Origin of the sequence: Paracoccus sp. KR1-242 (genome assembly GCF_049446195.1) — a bacterium.
GTDB lineage: Bacteria > Pseudomonadota > Alphaproteobacteria > Rhodobacterales > Rhodobacteraceae > Paracoccus > Paracoccus broussonetiae.
Genome location: NZ_JBMSED010000003.1, coordinates 216,790 through 233,938, shown reverse-complemented (window position 1 = coordinate 233,938; position 17,149 = coordinate 216,790). Strand labels below are relative to the sequence as shown.

18 protein-coding genes are annotated in these 17,149 nt (G+C 65.9%); all 18 read right to left on the bottom strand.

Annotated elements, in window-relative coordinates; all coding sequences use genetic code 11:
- Positions 1 to 2 precede the first annotated feature (2 nt).
- Positions 3 to 857, bottom strand: coding sequence for a branched-chain amino acid ABC transporter permease (locus tag ACO2Q4_RS06665; RefSeq protein WP_423318205.1), 855 nt, complete (start codon positions 855 to 857; stop codon positions 3 to 5).
- Between the two features lie 81 nt (positions 858 to 938).
- Positions 939 to 2,120, bottom strand: a complete 1,182-nt coding sequence (locus ACO2Q4_RS06660) for an ABC transporter substrate-binding protein (protein ID WP_423318203.1) — start codon at positions 2,118 to 2,120, stop codon at positions 939 to 941.
- Positions 2,121 to 2,181: 61 nt separating this feature from the next.
- The gene (locus tag ACO2Q4_RS06655) at positions 2,182 to 2,946 is read right to left on the bottom strand and encodes a GntR family transcriptional regulator (protein ID WP_423318201.1); all 765 of its coding nucleotides are present in this window, start codon (positions 2,944 to 2,946) and stop codon (positions 2,182 to 2,184) included.
- A gap of 223 nt (positions 2,947 to 3,169) precedes the next feature.
- Positions 3,170 to 4,168: an ABC transporter substrate-binding protein gene (locus ACO2Q4_RS06650; protein ID WP_311757901.1), complete on the bottom strand. Its 999-nt coding sequence runs from the start codon at positions 4,166 to 4,168 to the stop codon at positions 3,170 to 3,172.
- 19 nt (positions 4,169 to 4,187) lie between these two features.
- Positions 4,188 to 4,973 (bottom strand): ABC transporter permease, encoded by a 786-nt coding sequence (locus ACO2Q4_RS06645; protein ID WP_311757900.1) that lies wholly within the window; start codon positions 4,971 to 4,973, stop codon positions 4,188 to 4,190.
- Positions 4,973 to 5,779 carry an ABC transporter ATP-binding protein gene (locus tag ACO2Q4_RS06640; RefSeq protein ID WP_311757899.1) on the bottom strand — a complete coding sequence of 269 codons (807 nt, stop codon included), beginning with the start codon at positions 5,777 to 5,779 and terminating at the stop codon, positions 4,973 to 4,975. Before ACO2Q4_RS06640 ends, ACO2Q4_RS06645 begins: the two co-directional genes overlap by 1 nt.
- Before the next feature lie 315 nt (positions 5,780 to 6,094).
- Positions 6,095 to 7,222, bottom strand: a complete 1,128-nt coding sequence (locus ACO2Q4_RS06635; protein ID WP_423318199.1) for a hypothetical protein — start codon at positions 7,220 to 7,222, stop codon at positions 6,095 to 6,097.
- A complete protein-coding gene (locus ACO2Q4_RS06630) occupies positions 7,216 to 7,821 on the bottom strand; it encodes a hypothetical protein (RefSeq protein WP_423318197.1) in 606 nt (201 codons plus the stop codon). Before ACO2Q4_RS06630 ends, ACO2Q4_RS06635 begins: the two co-directional genes overlap by 7 nt.
- Positions 7,818 to 8,681, bottom strand: coding sequence for a vWA domain-containing protein (locus ACO2Q4_RS06625; protein WP_423318195.1), 864 nt, complete (start codon positions 8,679 to 8,681; stop codon positions 7,818 to 7,820). The genes ACO2Q4_RS06630 and ACO2Q4_RS06625 overlap by 4 nt, the downstream gene beginning before the upstream one ends.
- Positions 8,678 to 9,601, bottom strand: a complete 924-nt coding sequence (locus tag ACO2Q4_RS06620; RefSeq protein WP_423318193.1) for a VWA domain-containing protein — start codon at positions 9,599 to 9,601, stop codon at positions 8,678 to 8,680. The genes ACO2Q4_RS06625 and ACO2Q4_RS06620 overlap by 4 nt, the downstream gene beginning before the upstream one ends.
- Positions 9,601 to 9,930: a hypothetical protein gene (locus tag ACO2Q4_RS06615; RefSeq protein ID WP_423318191.1), complete on the bottom strand. Its 330-nt coding sequence runs from the start codon at positions 9,928 to 9,930 to the stop codon at positions 9,601 to 9,603. Before ACO2Q4_RS06615 ends, ACO2Q4_RS06620 begins: the two co-directional genes overlap by 1 nt.
- Positions 9,917 to 10,756: a DUF58 domain-containing protein gene (locus ACO2Q4_RS06610; RefSeq protein WP_423318189.1), complete on the bottom strand. Its 840-nt coding sequence runs from the start codon at positions 10,754 to 10,756 to the stop codon at positions 9,917 to 9,919. The genes ACO2Q4_RS06615 and ACO2Q4_RS06610 overlap by 14 nt, the downstream gene beginning before the upstream one ends.
- A complete protein-coding gene (locus ACO2Q4_RS06605; RefSeq protein ID WP_395134725.1) occupies positions 10,753 to 11,715 on the bottom strand; it encodes an AAA family ATPase in 963 nt (320 codons plus the stop codon). Before ACO2Q4_RS06605 ends, ACO2Q4_RS06610 begins: the two co-directional genes overlap by 4 nt.
- Positions 11,716 to 11,778: 63 nt before the next feature.
- Positions 11,779 to 12,690: a DUF1932 domain-containing protein gene (locus tag ACO2Q4_RS06600; RefSeq protein ID WP_423318187.1), complete on the bottom strand. Its 912-nt coding sequence runs from the start codon at positions 12,688 to 12,690 to the stop codon at positions 11,779 to 11,781.
- Positions 12,691 to 12,854: 164 nt separating this feature from the next.
- A complete protein-coding gene (locus ACO2Q4_RS06595; protein ID WP_311757890.1) occupies positions 12,855 to 14,372 on the bottom strand; it encodes a tripartite tricarboxylate transporter permease in 1,518 nt (505 codons plus the stop codon).
- A gap of 13 nt (positions 14,373 to 14,385) precedes the next feature.
- A complete protein-coding gene (locus tag ACO2Q4_RS06590) occupies positions 14,386 to 14,895 on the bottom strand; it encodes a tripartite tricarboxylate transporter TctB family protein (protein ID WP_423318185.1) in 510 nt (169 codons plus the stop codon).
- A gap of 70 nt (positions 14,896 to 14,965) precedes the next feature.
- Positions 14,966 to 15,958, bottom strand: a complete 993-nt coding sequence (locus ACO2Q4_RS06585) for a Bug family tripartite tricarboxylate transporter substrate binding protein (protein ID WP_423318183.1) — start codon at positions 15,956 to 15,958, stop codon at positions 14,966 to 14,968.
- 76 nt (positions 15,959 to 16,034) lie between these two features.
- Positions 16,035 to 17,078 carry a 4-hydroxythreonine-4-phosphate dehydrogenase PdxA gene (locus ACO2Q4_RS06580; protein ID WP_423318181.1) on the bottom strand — a complete coding sequence of 348 codons (1,044 nt, stop codon included), beginning with the start codon at positions 17,076 to 17,078 and terminating at the stop codon, positions 16,035 to 16,037.
- Between the last annotated feature and the right edge of the window lie 71 nt (positions 17,079 to 17,149).

The following is a 17,149-nucleotide window of genomic DNA, read 5'->3' as shown; positions in this document are numbered from 1 at the left end:
CCTCAGCGGGCGGGAGCGATCAGACCCTGCGGACGCAGGACCAGAAGCACGATCATCAGCAGATAGATCAGGAAGGCCCCAAGCTCGGGGACGTAGTATTTCCCGGCGACATCGGCGGTCCCGATGATCAGCGCGGCCAGGAAGGGACCTGTCAGGGTCGCCGTGCCGCCGATGGTGACGACGATCAGTACATAGACCATGATCTTCAGCGGGAATGTCGGGTCGAGGCCCATGATCTCGATCCCCAGCGCCCCGCCCAGACCGGCAAGGCCCGAGCCGACGGCAAAGGTCGCCGCGAAGATGCCGCCGACATTGATCCCCAGCCCGCGCGCGGCGCGTTGGTCATCGACCGCGGCGCGCAGCCTTGCACCAAAGGCGGTGCGCGTCAGCACCAGTTGCAGCCCGATGACCAGCGCCGCGCAAACCACGATCAGAAAGGCGCGGTAGCGCCCGATGTCGACACCCGCGACCTGAAACCGGCCCTGCAACCAGCTTGGCAAGGTGATCAGCATCTGGCTGGAACCCAAGCTCCAATCCGCCGCCGCCACGGCCATGAAGACCAGTGCGATGGAAAACAGCACCTGGTCCAGATGGCTGCGCCGGTAAAGGCGGGCGTAAAGCGTGCGCTCGGCCAGAACGCCAACAAGGGCAGAGATGGCGAAGGCAAGTGGCAGCGCCAGGATGAAGGGCACCCCCAGCCGGTTCATGGCCAGCGCCGTGACATAGCCGCCGATCATGGCGAAGGCACCGTGGGCGAGGTTCACGAAATTCATCAGCCCCAGCGTCACGGCCAGCCCCGAGGCCATGACGAAAAGCAGCATTCCATAGGCGATGCCGTCGATCAGGATGGTCAGCATGGGTGCATTCCCTGGCATGCAGGCCCCCGGTCCCGCGCAGCATGGCCGCGCGGGTCGGGATCCCTGCGATTGGCTTGGGGATCAGGAACCGGACTTGCCGGGGTCCCTCACCGCTTCGAAGGTTTCGAACTCGACGTTCCAAAGCTGGTCGTCCTTGCGCTCGACACGGCGCAAATAGACGTTCTGGACGATGTCGCGGGTTTCAGGATCAAGGCTGACCGGGCCGCGCGGGCTTTCCCAAGCCAGGCCCTTCATCGCATCGATCAGCTTGTCGCCATCGCCGTCGCCGCCTGTCTTTTCCAGCGCGGCATAGATCGCGTGCATGCCGTCATAACCACCCACGGCCATGAAGTTCGGACGCATCCCGGGATTGGCCTTCTGGAACGCCTCGACAAAGGCGCGGTTCGTGTCGCAGTCATGCGCGGCCGAGTAGTGGAAGCCCGTAATCGCCGCCAGCGCCGGGTCGCCCATGCCGTTCAGGATGTCGTCGTCGGTGATGCCGCCATCGGCCAGCAGTTTGACGCCCGACTTGTCCAGGCCCCGCTCGACAAACTGCTTCATGAACTGCGCACCAGCGCCCGAAGGGACGAAGACGAAGATCGCATCAGGCTTGGCATCCACGACCTTCTGCAGGAAGGGCGAAAAGTCGGGGTTCTGCAGCGGCACGCGCAGGGTCTGCGGCACCTCTCCACCCGCCGCGCCGAAGCTGGCGACAAAGGTCTTTTCGGCGTCGATGCCGGGGCCATAGTCGGAAACCACGGTGATCGCGCGCTTGATCCCCTGCTGCGCCGCCCATTCCGCGATCTTCGAGGTGACCTGCGGCGTCGTATAGCTGGTGCGCACGACATAGGGCGAGGCCTCGGTGATCGACGAGGTCGCGGCCGCCATCACCACGGCCGGCACCTTGGCGCGCGTGGCCAGTGGCGCGGTCGCCATCGCCAGCGGAGTCAGGCCGAAACCGGCGATGACGCCGACCTTTTCACGCACGATCAGTTCCTGCGCCACGCGTTTCGTGGTGTCTGCAACCCCGGCATCGTCCTTGACGACCAGCTCGATCTTGCGGCCCGCGACCTCATCGCCATGTTCGGCGATGTAGAGCTTCGCGGCCGCCTCGATCTGCCGCCCGGTCGAGGCGAAGGCCCCGGTCATCGGCAGGATCAGGCCGACCTTGAAGGACTCGCCTCCGGCGGCAAGCGCTGGCATTCCGGCAAGCGCGGTCGAGGCCGCCAGGACTGCGCCCAGCAGCAGGCTTCGTCTTTGCATCGGTAAATTCCTCCCTATGGTTGCGGCAGCCCCCTCTGCTGCCGTTGACTTGGTGGGTCGGTCAGCCGGCTTGGTCCCCCGGCTGACGGATCAGGCTTGCGCCGCGGATCTGGTCCAGCAGGCGGCTGGATTCGACGGCGCGCGTCAGATTGCGCAGCGACAGCCGCGCATGTTCCCGCATGATCGCCTCGGCCCGCGCGCCTTGGCGCGCGGCGATGGCTTCGACCACGGTGCGGTGATGGTCCTGGCCGATGCGCAAATGCTGGCGCGCGGCGCGGTCGCTTTCATACATCCCAACCAGCGCGCTGGCCGAGGCAAAGGGCCGGTTGTTCGCCCGTTCGATTTCCTGGATCATCAGCGCCGAGCCGGTGCCTTCGACCAGGCTGCGGTGAAAGCGGGCGTTCAGCCTTTCGTAATTCGGCAGATGGCCGCGGTCGAAGCTTTCGTCGTTCAGCAGCGCGTCCAGTTCCGCCAATATCTTGCGAAGCTGGTCCAGCACATCGGGCGCGGCGCCACGTTCAGCCAGAAGGCGGGCGCAAAGCCCCTCCAGCGTGCCGCGAAGCTCGATGGTCTCGGCGATCTCGACCGGGGAAAGCTGGCGGATCAGATATCCCCCGGTGGCCTGCTGAGTCAGCAACCCCTCATCGGTCATGCGCTGAAGCGCGGCGCGGATCGGGGTGCGCGACATCGACAGCATCTCGGCCAGTTGCGTTTCGGTATATCGCTGGTCGGGCTGCAGCTTGCCGCCGATAATCATGTCGCGCAGCGTCATGGCCGCGCGCACGGTCTGGTTCTGCCCCGCCCTGATCTGCTCTGCACGATCCATCGGCAATCCTCTCCCTTGGGCTCGTCTGTATACAACGATACAGTTCTAAAGAAGCAAAACCGCCATAGGCTGCGACTTAAGTTGTAGTTGTACCGGCATATGATCATCTCGTGTATACAATCAATTGCTTGATGGCGGAGCAACCTGCGGGAGAGCGGAACTGAAAAGGCCCCGCCGGAGCGGGGCCTTGATGCTTGAATCGACGGGTGTTTGTCCGTGCGGCCTACTTCTGGGCCGCTTTCTCGACGAAAGCGTTGGTATAGGTCTTGGTCACGTCGACATTCGCCGCCGCGATCTCGGGCGAGTTGAAGTTCATGACCTTCAGCACCGCCTCAGCCGCTGCCGGGTCCATTTTGCCGTCTTCCGAAATCATCTCGAGGCTGTTTTTCAGCGACTCGGCATAGATCACGGGATCGCCGATCAGATCCTGCGGCATCTTTGCGGCGATCTCTTCCGGGGACGACTCGTGGATGTAATGCAGCGTGTCGACGATGGCCGCGGCCAGCGCCTGCGTCTGTTCGGGGTGGCTGTCGATCCACTCCTGGCGCGTATACAGCGCGCCGCCGGAATAATCGGCACCGAACAGCTTCACGGCATCCGCCTCTTTGCGGGTATCTACCAGCAGCTTCAGGTCGTCATGGCGCTGCTTCAGCTGCGAGATCGCCGGGTCCAGCGTGACCACCGCGTCGATCTGGCCCTGCTCAAGCGCGGCGACCGCCGTGGCGCCCACGCCCACGCCGACCACCGAGGCGGCGTTCGGATCAAGCCCTTCGCGCGACAGCATGTATTTCAGGAAGAAATCGGTCGACGAACCCGGCGCGGTGACCCCGACCGTCTTGCCGGCGAGATCCGCGATGGTGTTGATCTTGTCGTTCTCGTCCGGGGCGACGACCAGCGCGATACCCGGTAGGCGATCCATGACCACGAAGGATGCCAGCTGCTGCTTCTTGGCGGCCAGGCTGATCGTGTGTTCGTAATAGCCCGACACGACATCGGCGCTGCCCCCGACCACAGCCTTCAGCGCGGCCGAGCCGCCCTTGAAGTCGATCAACTCGACATCGACGCCGTGCTTTTCGTAATTGCCCAGCTGCTCGGCCAGAACGGTCGGCAGATAGCAGATGCAGCTGGACCCGCCGATGGCGATCTTGATGGTCTCGGCCGCGGCGGGAAGGACGCTTGCCGATGCGATCAGCCCGGCGATAATCGTGGTGCGAAGTTTCATGTTTCCTCCCTGGGACATGTCAGTGTTGCTGGTCGCTGTCGGGACGCCAGACCAGAAGCCTGCGCTCGGCCAACGTCACCAGCCAGTCGATGATGAGAACAAATGCCGACAGCACGAACATCCCGGCAAAGACGCCCGCGATGTCGAACATGCCTTCGGCCTGCGCGATCAGATAGCCAAGACCCGCCGAGGCACCCAGGTATTCCCCGACCACCGCGCCGACCACCGCAAAGCCGATCGAGATGTGCAGCGACGAGAACACCCAGCTGAGCGCCGATGGCAGATAGACGTGGCGCAGCAGCTGCCTTTCGTTCATCCCCAGCATCCGCGCGTTCTGCAACACGGTGCGGTTCACCTCTTTCACGCCCTGATAGACGTTGAAGAAGACGATGAAGAAGACCAGCGTGAACCCCAGCGCGACCTTGGACCAGATGCCAAGCCCGAACCACAGCGTGAAGATCGGGGCCAGGACGACCCTCGGCAACGCGTTCGCGGCCTTGATATAGGGGTCGAACACCGCCGCCAGCTTGGGACGGCGCGCCAGCCAGAAGCCCAGCACCAGCGCCGCGACCGAACCGATGACAAAGGCCAGCGCGGCCTCGATCAGGGTGATCCACAAGTGGTACCAGATCTGCCCGGTCGAAAACCAGACGATGACCTGTTTCACCACATCCATCGGGGTCGAGAAGAAGAACTGGATCCGCGACGGATCACCGAACAGCGGAGTCTGGGTCAGCACCCACCAGAAGCCAACGGCCACGACCGCGACCAAAGCCTGCAGGCTGAGAAGAACGAGTTTGGACATCACGCTTTCATCCCCGTGCCGTGGCCATATGCTTTCAGGACCTGTTCTTTCAGGATGTGCCAGATATCGCGATGCAGGCTTTGGAATTCCGGCGTCAGCTTGATTTCCGAGACATCGCGCGGACGGTCCAGCGTGATCGGGAAGTCGCCGATGATGCGCGCATCCGGTCCCGTCGACAGGATCACCACCCGGTCCGACAACGAGATCGCCTCTTCAAGGTCATGGGTGACGAACATCACCGCCTTGCGGTCCTGCTGCCACAGGTCCAGCAGCAGGTCGCCCATGATCAGCCGCGTCTGCGCGTCCAGCGGACCGAAAGGTTCGTCCATCAGCAGGATCGCCGGGTCGCGGATCAGCACCTGTGCCATCGCGACGCGTTTGCGCTGGCCGCCCGACAGCATATGCGGATAACGATCGCCGAAACCGCGCAGGCCCACGCGAGTTAGCCACTGATCGGCCCGCGCCAACGCCTCGCGCCGGGGCGTTCCGGCGATTTCCAGCGGGATCGCGACATTGTCACGCGACGTCTTCCACGGCATCAGCGCATCGGCCTGAAACAGGTATCCGGCATCGCGGTTCAGCCCCTCAAGCGGCTTCCCGTGGATTTCGACCGTCCCGCCCGAAGGCTTCAGAAGCCCGGCGGCAGCGTTGAGCAGGGTGGACTTTCCCGAACCGGTCGGGCCGACAATGGCGACGAATTCGCCCTTTTCAACGCGCAGATCCGCACCTGCGACCGCGCGAAAGGGCGCCTTTCCGCTGACATTGAAGCTGATGTCCACAGCCTTTAACGAAATGGCTGACTCCATGCAGCTCCCCCTTAAAAATTCCCGCATTCGACTTCCGCCTTGCGACCCAACCCCGCCGCGAAACGCGCGGCGCACCTTAACGCGCGAGTAGAAGGCGCTTCAAGCTCAGTCGCGCAACTTCGCCGAAGCCCGGCGGATGCCCCAGGGGAAGCCCGAAGGTCAAGGGGAAGGCGGCATGACGAAACGTGAAATGGTGATGAATGCCGCTTTGATTTCAAGCCGTCAGCGCGGGAACCTCGGTACGAACTTCCGACCAACTCACATACGGCGCCTCGGCGCGGCCGCGACCGGGTCGGGCGAACCCGAGAGGGAACGCTAACGCCCGCTCAGCTCGCGCACGAAAACCGCGCGATCAAGATCGTTGCCTTCAGCCGCGAAGATCGACGCATCAAGCCGTCGCAGCGGCGCGGGATCGACAGCGCGCCCAAATCGCTTTTCATGCCCGGCATATTCCAGCGCCACGCGGCGCAACTCCAGCAGATCACCTTCCGCGGCGGCTTTGCGCAGCGCGCCGGAATGCGGGTTCGGCAACCAGCGGCGCCAGTCCGGTACCCGCAATCCTTGTCCGCGCAGCGCCAGCCCTAGCGCCAGCGCCGCCCCTGCTGCGACCACGCCAATCAGCGACCAGCGCGATACCGGGCCCGTGCTGCCCCCAATATTCGCGCCAAGCTGGCCATAACCAAAGATGACCGGCTGCGTGATGGAGCCCCGCATCTCGCGCTTGGCAAGGTCGAACCACGAAAACCGGATCGGAGGCAGCGTTCCCTGTTCACCGGTGATCGGTCGCAGGCTCCATTCCCATTCCACGAAGGCCAGCGGTCCCTTTTCGGTCAGCCGCGTCTCGCGCTTTTCGGGCGAAGTGAAACTGATCAGCCATTTCTCGCGCAGGTCGGGGCGCGGGGGCAGCAGGTGCGCCATGGTGTTTTCGGCGGTGATGGTGATGCGACGATGAATGGTCTGGTCGTCGCGGATATGTGCAGGGTCATCCGACAGCTCATCCGTGACCTTCAGGTTGCGCGCCACCAGCGGCAATCCCGGCGCGGGATAGGGGCCGATCGCGATCGTGACCGGCGGCGCCTCGACCACCATTTCGCGCCGCGTCGCGCCCTCGGCCTTGGTCAGGTGATGCGAGACTGGCCCGATCACCAGATTGCCCGGCTTGCGCGGGAAAATGGCGATCTGGCGTTCGAACACGCGGCGCTGGACGCCGTTCACGCGCTCATCCCGCCAATCGTCGGGCAGAAGCTGCATCCAGTCATAGGCGGCCGAGTCGGGAAAGGTCATGTCCTCCAGCGCGATGAAGCCGTCATATTCGCCGCGAACGGTCAGGCGGATCATCTCTCCCACAACGGGCCGCCCCTCGGGCAGGACGAGGCGCAGGCTGTCCTCGGCCCGCGCAGGAGCGGCCAGCAGCAGAAGCAGGATCAGCAACCGGATCACCATGGCTCCCCCTCGGCCGGGCGGATCAGGCCAAGGGCGGCGCGCCGTTCATATTCCGCGCGCAGCCGAAGGCGCAGGAATTCGCCCGGGTCATCGGACAGCGTCTCAAGCCATTCGTCGCTGGCGGACAGCCCCCGCGCCTCGACATCGCGCTTCCAGTGGATCATCAGGACGCCCGAAGTCGCATTCTGGGTCGTATCCGCTGGTCCCAGCCCCCCGGCTGCGGCAATCCGCCCCGGCACGATGCTGTCCCCCTGCTCGGGCGGGATCATGGCGTTGACCAGTTCGCGGTTGGCACGCGCCTCGGCATCGGCGGGGTTGGCAAACAGCACGGCATCGAAATAGGCCCGCGACAGGGAATACTGCCCGGTCCCGGCCAGGCTGAGGCCGCGATTATAGGTCTGGGTGCGCCCCGCCTCGGCGAAGGCGGCGTCGGCCCCGGCATAGTCGCCCGTGCGAAACAGTGCCACGCCCCGCTCGGACGGGTCTGGCAAGAGATGAGAGGCGAGCGCCGGCACCCCCGCCCACAACGCGACCCGCCCCAGCGCCTGAGGCCCCGAGATGGCCAGCGCCAGCACGGCAAGGACCAGCAGATACCTCATGCCTGCCTCCGGAATTGCCAGAGCAGAGGGATCAGCGCCAACAGGGCAAACAGGGGACCCAGATCCCGATATTGCAGCGCCACCATGGCCGGATCGCGTTCGATGGTCGAACGGGACAGGGCCGCGACAACCGGTCCCGGCTGGGTCGCGGGCACCACCCGTTCGGCGATGTGCGCGAGCGCGGTGGCATCGGCGACGGGATTGCCCGTGACGCTGAGCGCCTGGACCCGGACCCCGGCTTCACGCAGGCGCTGTGCCTCGGCCTCGGCGGCGGTGTCGATGCCGCCCCCGTCCGAAATGACGACCAGATCGGCATGGGCAAGACCCGCCAGCATCTTGCCCGCCAAGGCCAGTGCTGCCGAGGGGCTGCTGCTTTTGTCGGGCATCGTTTCCGCATCAAGGACCGAAAGCAGGCTTTCCAGCACCCGTGGATCGGCGGTGGGGGCACTGGCGCCATAGGCCTCGCCCGCGTAAAGGATCAGCCCCACGGGACGACCGGGCAGGCTGGCCATGATCTGGGCAGCGCCCGCCTGCGCATCCGCAAGCCCCCCGCGCGTGACCGATCCAGACATGTCCAGCGCGATGACCACCGCATCGCTTTGCGCAAAGACCGGCGCATCGCCGCGTGGCAGCGCTGGACCGGACAGGCCGACCGCCAGCGCCGCCGCGCCCAGAAAGGGCAGCAGTCTCAGCCAGCCGGGCGCGGCGCGGACCTGACCCAAGGCCGCCAGGCCGGCCAGCATCTGCGGCGACAGGACCGACTGCCAGCCCCCGGCATCCGGGCCACGCCGCCACATCACCCAGGCCGCCAAACCCAGCAGAGGAACGGCAAGCAGCCACCAGGGACGCAGCAGGATCATCCGCGCCTCCATCCCGCCAGCAGCAGCAGGACCAGCGCAAGCGCCCCCGGCCATGCCCATAGCGATTGCCAGAAGCGAAGCGGCGGGCGTTCGCCGGGGTTTGGCTCCAGCTCGTCCAGCGTGGCGGCCATCGCCTCAAGATCGGCCATGCCGCGCACGCGGAACGTGGTTCCCCCAGAGGCCTCGGCCACGTCGCGCAAGGTCTTTGCGTCAACGGCATCGCGGGACTTCGGCTGTGTCTCCAGGTCGTCGGGGCCAAGCGCAATGGTATGGACGCGGATGCCGTGTTCGGCAGCCAGCCGGGCCGCGTCGACGGAACCGACCTTACCTGACGTATCGACCCCGTCCGACAGCAAGACCACGACCCGGGTCGGTGCGTCGCTGACCGCGAGCCGCCGCATGGCCAGTCCCAACCCATCCGAAATCGCGGTCGCCCTCCCGGAGATGCCGATCTGCACCTCGTCGATGGCGCGCGCCACGGCGGCGACGTCAAAGGTCACGGGCTGTGCGAAATAGGCTCGGTCGCCGAAGACCACCAGCCCGATCCGGTCGCCCTTGCGCGCCGCGACAAAGGCCGAAGCCACCCGCTTCACCGCGTTGAGGCGCGAGATCGGCTGCCCATCCAAGGCAAAATCCTGTTTCTCCATGCTGCCGGACAGGTCCAGAGCCAGCACGATGTCCCGTCCAGACGCGGGCAGCAGCGACGATTGCCTGTCCATCTGCGGCCCGGCCAGCGCCACGATCAGCAGCACCCAGGCCAGCGCCGACAGCCACCAACCACCCCGCCGTGCATTGGCAACCAGCCCGCCAAAGACCTGCGGGGGCACGATCAGCCCGCCCCGCGCAGCAGCCGCGGGCAAAAGCCGTACAAGAAACGGCAGGGGCAGCAGAAGAAAGGCAAGCGGAAAGGCAAATCCCATCAGCGCGCGCGCCTTGTAATCCGCTCGATCTCGGGCGGGGGCGGTGGCGGCGCGGCGCCATAAGCGGCGGGGCGCAGGGCTTCGGGCAAGCGTCCAAGGATGCGCGCAATCGCCAGAAGCCGCTCTTGCGGCGGCAGGTCGCGGGTCCCGCGGATGCGCTCGGCGCGCGAAACGCGGCGGCGCAGCAGCGGCGACAGGGCCGCCGCCAGCAGCACGCCCGCCAGCAGGCCCAGCCCGAACAGCGCCAGAAATTCCGGCCAACCCGCCCCCTGCATCGTCGGCGGCAGGCGCGAAGGCGCAAGCTGGGCCATCAGTTCATCGCCCGTCATCGGCACCCACCAGATCGGGATGCGCACCAAGCCGGCGCAGATGGGCCAGCAAGGGCTGTGGATCAAAGGGCGACAGCCGACCATGCCTGCTATGCGCACCGTCGCTGACCGCCAGCGTCGCGGCCGGGGGGGCAGCCTCTGCCGGGTCAAGGATCACATGCACCTCGAACCGGCGTCCCTGCGCCAGGCGCGTCAAGGCAGCATCGGCGTCGGCCAACCCCTCTGGCCCGGTCGCCAGGTGGACACGCCCGCCGGGGGGGACCATGCGCATGGCGCGCGCCAGCGCCGGGACAAGCGTCACCGCCCCCGCCCGACGCGTCAGCGCCGCATCATGCCCCCGCGCAAGGGCGGACGCGATCTCCTGCATCTGCGAGACACCGGCAGCGGGGTTCACGACCAGCGGCGCGTCGTCGCCCACGACCAGTAACCCGACCGAGCCGCCACGCCCGACCGCGCGCCAGCCCAGCATGGCAAGATGCCGTGCCGCGCGGACCGAACGCAGCGCTGTCCCCGTGCCCCAAAGCATGGGATGGCGGAAATCGGCGACCAGCAGGGTGCTGTCGTCGCGGTCCTCGTGAAAGCTGCGGACATGAAGCTGGCCGGTCCGGGCGGTCGCGGCGGGGTCGATCCGGCGCAGATCGTCGCCATCGGCAAAGGCCCGGATCTCGCGCAGGTCCATTCCCTGCCCGGCGACGCGGGCAGGGATCGCCCCCGCGCGGCGGCTGGCGGGGCGCTGGCGCTGCATGCGGTCAGGTGGACGCAGGGTCATCAACTCGGCCATGGTCAGGCGCAGGCCGGGATGATCCAGCGCTGCCGGAATTGTCACCACGGGCGCACCTCGCGCAGGGCCTGCGCGATCAGGCTGCGCCCGGTCCGCCCTTCGCCCTGTGCTTGCCAACTTGGGATCAGGCGATGGGCCAGCGCATCCTCGGCCAGTTCCTCGACATCCTCGGGGATGCCATAGTCGCGCCCGGCCATCCATGCCCGCGCCCGGGCCGCCGCGGCAAGCGCCAGCGTGCCGCGGGGCGACACGGGATGCTCGACCCATTCATGCACCGCGCCGCCCTGACGCGTCGCCATGACCAGCCGGACGATGAAATCCTTCAACGCCGGGGCCAGGTGCACGGCGGCGACCTGGTGCTTGGCGGCATGGATCTGCGCCTCGGAGATCAGGCCGGCCACTGCGGGCGGCGGAGCCAGCGTCTCGGCCTCGACAAGGTCAAGGATGCCACGCTCGGCCTCGGCATCCGGCAGGTCCAGGCTGAGATGCAGCAGGAACCGGTCCATTTGCGCTTCGGGCAGGGGGAAGGTACCCTCATGCTCGATCGGGTTCTGGGTCGCGACGACCATGAAGGGGTCGGGCAGTGCCCGGGTGGTGCCGCCGGTGGTCACCTGGTTCTCGGCCATCGCCTCCAGCAGAGCCGACTGCACCTTGGGCGGCGCCCGGTTGATTTCGTCGACCAGCACCAGCGAATGGAAGATCGGCCCCGGCACGAAGTCGAAACCACCGCTTTCGGCGCGGAAGACCTGCGTCCCGGTCAGATCCGAGGGCAGCAGGTCCGGCGTCGACTGAATGCGCGCGTGGCTGCCCGACAGGCTGGCGGCAAGGCGCTTGACGGCACGGGTCTTGGCGATGCCGGGGGGGCCCTCCAGCAGGACGTGCCCGCCCACCAGCAATGCGATCACCAGCCGTTCGGCAAGCCGTTCATGACCGATCAGACCATTGGCGACGCCTTCGGCCAGACGCGCGACAGCCTGCGCGTCAACATGTTCCAGATGCGACATTTTCCTTCTCCCTGGCCCGACGCTGGCCCGAGATGGCGAATTCGCCAAGCCGAATAGCCGCTTCTACGACGAAGGGCTGAGGGGTCCGCCACGGGCAAGCGCGTCCAGGATCATGTCCGCGCGATGCAGAAGTTCATCCCGCCCCGGGGGCAGGTCAAGCTCTCCGATACGCTGCTGCCAATCGGTCGTGGCGCTGGCAAGGCCATTTGGCAGGCCAAGCTCGGCCAGCGTCACCGCCACTTCGCGCATCTCGGCGGCGCGACGGCGGCCATGGACCAACATCCGCTCAAGATTATAAGCCGCCTGCCGAGACCATTCGATGGCAGGATTGGATGCCTTGAGCGAGGCCAGAACCTGTTCCTCGACCCCCGCGCGGCGTGCGGCCAGCAGGCATTCCGCGGTCAGTGCCTCCATACCCTTGACCATGACCGAGCGGATCATCTTGATCGAGGACGCATCGCCGACCGCCGGTCCCGCGATCTCGGCCTGCATCCCCAACCCTGAGAGCGGCAGCCTGGCCGAGTTCACATGGGGACCGGCGATCAGCAGCGGCGTAAGGTGCAGACGCGGATGAACCGGCGCCATGATCGCGACATCGACATAGCGGGCCCCCACCCCTTCGACGATCTCTGCCGCCTTTCGCTTTGCCCCCGGCGAACAGCTGTTCCCATCCAGCCAGAAGGCGCCGGGCGCAAGATACGCCGCCGATTGCGCGGCCGCCTCGACCGCGCGATCGGCGGTGACAAGGCAAAAGACCGCCTGTGCGCCCTTCAGCGCCGACGCCCGGTCGGGGGAAAGCAGCACGCCGCAGCGCGCGGCCCGCGCCCGGGGCAACTCTGCCAAGGCGGGATCTTCGGATTTCAGGTCATAGGCCCGCACCCGCCGGGCAGCCTCCGCGCCCCAACCGGTGGCAAATGCCTCAGCCGCCTCGCCAAAGCCGATGAATGCAAGTCGGGGGGCGTCGTCTTGGGTCATCCCAATCCTCCATCTCCCGACAGGACTAGCGGCGTCGGGGCGCAGGACAAGGGATCATAGCGCCAGCTTATGGACCCGCACGCGCTTCGGAATAGCCGCGCATCGTGACAGCACAATGCCGGCATCCTTGCGGACACCGGCATGAAAGTTGCCTAAGGACGGGGCTAGTGGCTTTCCTGCCCGACCGCGCCGCGATGGCGCAGGCGCGCGACCAGTTGCAGCAACTTCGGCACGACCAGCAAAGCCAGCCCGATCGCCATGATTGCACTGCACAGCGCGGTTTCGAAGAACACCGACAGCGAACCGTCCGACAGCACCATCGACTGGAAGAAAGCGTTCTCGGCCTTGTGACCCAGCACCATCGCAAGGACCAGCGGCGCCAACGGATAATCCAGTCGTGTCAGCAAGTATCCGACCAGTCCGAAGACGAGAACCACCCACAGGTCAAATGTCGCGCTGGACACCGTGTAGCCGCCGACAAAGCAGATCGCGACGATCATCGGCCCGATGATCGAAAACGGCACGCGCAGCAGCGCCGCGAACATCGGCACGGTCAGCAGGACCAGAATGACCCCAACGATGTTCGAGACATACATGCTGGCGATCAGGCCCCAGACGAAGTCGGGCTTGGTGGCGAACAGCATCGGTCCGGGGGTCAGGCCCCAGATCATCAGACCGCCCATCATCACCGCCGCAGTGGCCGAGGACGGCACGCCAAGCGCCAGCATCGGCAGCATGGCGCAGGTGCCCGCGCTGTGGTCTGCGGTTTCGGGGGCGACGATGCCCTCGGGGCGGCCCGTCCCGAAGGCCGCGCCCTTGCGCGAGGCCTGGCGGGCGATGCCATAGCTCATGAACGAGGCGGCAGTGGGTCCCCCCGGCGTAATGCCCATCCAGATCCCGACCAGTCCCGAGCGGACCGTCGTCGCCCAGTAGCGCGGCAGTTCGGCGATGGTGCGAAGCATGTCGCGCAGGTCGATGCGGGACGAAACGCCGCGGAAATGCAACCCCTCCTGCACGGTGGCCAGAAGCTCGCCGATCCCGAACAGGCCGATGACCACCACAAGGAAGCTGATGCCCCCCAGAAGGTCAGAGAAGCCGAAGGTCAGGCGAACCTCGCCGGTGACATTGTCCATGCCGACCGAAGCCAGCAGTAGGCCCGCCGTCAGCGACACCACCGTCTTGGTCGCAGAGGCGCTGCCCATCCCGATGAAGGCCGCGAAAGCCAGGAAATAGACCGCGAAATATTCCGGGGCGCCAAAGCGCAGCGCGAAGCGCGAAGCCCAGCCCGCCAGCAACGTGATGACGATGACGCCGATCAGCGCGCCGATGCCCGCCGACATGAAGGCCAGCGTCAGTGCCCGCGTCGACTGGCCCGAACGGGCCATCGGATAGCCGTCAAAGGTCGTCGCGACCGAGCTTGGCTCTCCGGGGATGTTGAACAGGATCGAGGTGGTCGAGCCGCCGAACAGCGCGCCCCAATACATCGAGGACAGTAGGATGATCGCGGCCGTCGGATCCAGCGAAAACGTCAGCGGGATCAGCAGCGACACCCCGTTCGGCGCGCCCAGTCCGGGCAGGACGCCGACCACAAGGCCCAGCAGCACGCCCGCCACCATCAGCAGAAGATGCAGGGGCGTGATGGCGACGCCGAAGCCGTGCATCAGAAGGTCAAGATTTTCCATTGCGCGAGCTTTCTCAGTAGATGCCCAGAAGTGGCTCGATCGGGCCCTTCAGCAGTGGGACGAGGAAGGCGATCTCGAAGATCACGTAAAGCGCAAGCGAGAAGCCCAACCCGAATGCCAGCGCGACCCAAGGGCGATAGCCTCCGGTCCGCCACGCGCTCCAGGCGATATAGGCCGCCGCGCCGACATAGATCCCCATCACCAGCGTCAGGATCACAAAGGCGATCATGGTGCCACCAAAGCGGGCCAGCCGCCCCAGCCGTTCGCCGTCAAGGAAGGGTTCCTCGATCTCGCCCTGTCCTTCGCGGACAAGCGCGGCCCTGTGCGCGACAAAGGCGGCGCCAAGGTTCCACAGGCTTGCAAGGATCAGGATCACGCCGACATAGAACGGGAAATACCCGGATTCCGGGCCGGATTCCGACCAGCCGTGGCCCAGTTGCATCGCGCCGACCACTCCGGCCACGCCCAGTGCGCCGGTTCCGATGGCGGTCACTGCCTCGGCATGAAAACGTCTGACGGTCATTGCTTCCCCCCTGTCTCCGTCGATCCGAAAAGGGCTCGCGACCGACCGGCCGCGAGCCCTCGGGTCCGCCTTACTCGGTGGACCAGCCCTGCTCCTTGAAGACCGCGACGGTCTTGGTCTCGCTGTCGTTGACGAAGGTCTTCAGGTCATCCCCGGTCAGGAAGGTGCCGGTCTGAGAGGTCTTGGTCAGGTAATCCTGCCATTCCGGAGAGTCGAAGACCGCCTTCAGCGCCTGTTGATAGAACGCGACGGCCTCGGGTGGGGTCTCGGCAGGCATCCAGACCGTACGCGGCATCTGGTAGCTGTCGATGTTCAGGCCCTGTTCCTTGCAGGTCGGGATGTCCTGCCAGCCCATCTCGCCCTGGATCGGTTCGCTTTTTGCCATGCGTTGGGCTGAAACGACGCAAAGCGGGCGGATGGCACCCGCCTGCCATTGGCCGATATTCTCGTTCGGGTTGTTGGTATTCGCAGTGATGTGACCGCCTGCCAGCTGGACGCTGGCCTCGCCGCCGCCATTGAAGGGGACATATTTGAAGTCGACGCCCGCGGCATCCTCGATCAGCGCGACAAGAGTTTCGTCCACATCCTTGGACTGGCTGCCCCCGAAGACGATCTTCCCCGGTTCGGCCTTGGCCGCATCGGTCAGGTCGGTGATGGTCTTGTAGGGTGCGTCCGCCTTGACCCAGACGATGAACTCATCCATCGCCAGCGCCGCCACCGGTTGCAGATCGCTGACCGAATAGGCCAGTTTGGCCACATGGGGCAGCAGATAGGCGTTGTTGGTCGCGAAGATCAGCTTGCTGGGATCGGCCTTGTTCTGCTTGCCGTAAAGGAAGGCCTCGGCCCCCGATCCGCCGCCCTTGTTCAGCACGACGATCGGCTTGTCGATCAGCTTGTTGCGGGTCAGTACCGACTGAATGGTGCGGGCAAAGTTGTCCGAACCGCCGCCGGCGCCGGACGCCACCACGAACTCCACGGGACGGTCCGGGTTCCATTCGGCCCAGGCCGGGACGGACAGCAGCATCAGCGACGCGACAGACGCGCCAATTGCCTTTTTAATCATCGTTCTCTCCTCCACTGAATTGGACCGCGCCCTCCACGCGATCTGTCAGCCGGGCCTTGATGCAGGCCCGGCCGCCTTATTCCCCGACCAAGGCCGTTGCCCAGTCAGCAGCAAGCGCGGCGTGACCGTTGCTGCGGGGATTCAAGCTGGCCAGGCTGACGCCCAAGCGGGCAGCGGCGCGGGTCGCGCCCAGATCCGCCTTGCCCTTGCCAGCGATGTCATAGGCCGTGCCATGCGCCGGGGTGACGATCGGGAAGTCATAGCCGGCGATCAGGGTCACGCCCCGATCGAAGCCCAACAGCTTGATCGCGATCTGGCCCTGGTCGTGATACATGGTCACCACGGCGTCGAATTCGCCGCGGATCGCGCGGACGAACACCGTATCCGACGGGATCGGCCCCTTGACGTCGAACCCTTCTGCCGCCGCCATCTCGACCGCGGGGGCGATGATGTCCTCGTCCTCGTCACCGAAATTGCGACCGTCGCCCGCATGGGGGTTCAGCGCCGCGACACCCATACGGGCACCGGGCTTGCCTGCGGCAGCCATGACTTCCGAGGTCAGGCGGATACTGGACACGATCCGTTCGACGCTGAGACGGTCCGCAACCGCGCGCAGCGGGACATGCGACGTGACGCGCGCGTTCCAGACCTCATCAAGCACGTTGAATTCGCGGCCGCTGCGTTCGGCGCCCAGAACCGCATCGATGAAGCCGATCTCGTCGACATAGGCCGGACGCGCCAGGCGCATCGAGTGTTTGTTGAACGGGGTGAACATCACCGCATCGACCAGACCGGCCTTTCCCAACCGCAGGGCGGCGGCGAAGTTCTGCAGCGATGCCTCGCCCGCGGCCGGGTTCGACTGGCCAAGCGTGATTTCGTCCGACGCGCAGTTCGCCAGGTCGACCAGCACATGCCGCGCGGGCAGCGTCTGGCCCAGCTCATCCTGGCCGATCACCTTCACGTCCAGTTCGACCCCGGCATGTTCGACGCCCATGCGCAGGACATTCTCGGCGCCGATGACGATCACTTCGTGGTCGCGCAGCTCTGGATCGGCCATCAGCTTGGCCGCCAGCTCGGGGCCAACGCCGCCTGCATCCCCCAGTGCCAGTGCAATCCGCATGTCGACGATTCCTCTTCCTCATCCCCAATAAAAAATTCTGTATACAATATTTCGTATCGCGTCCACTTCAA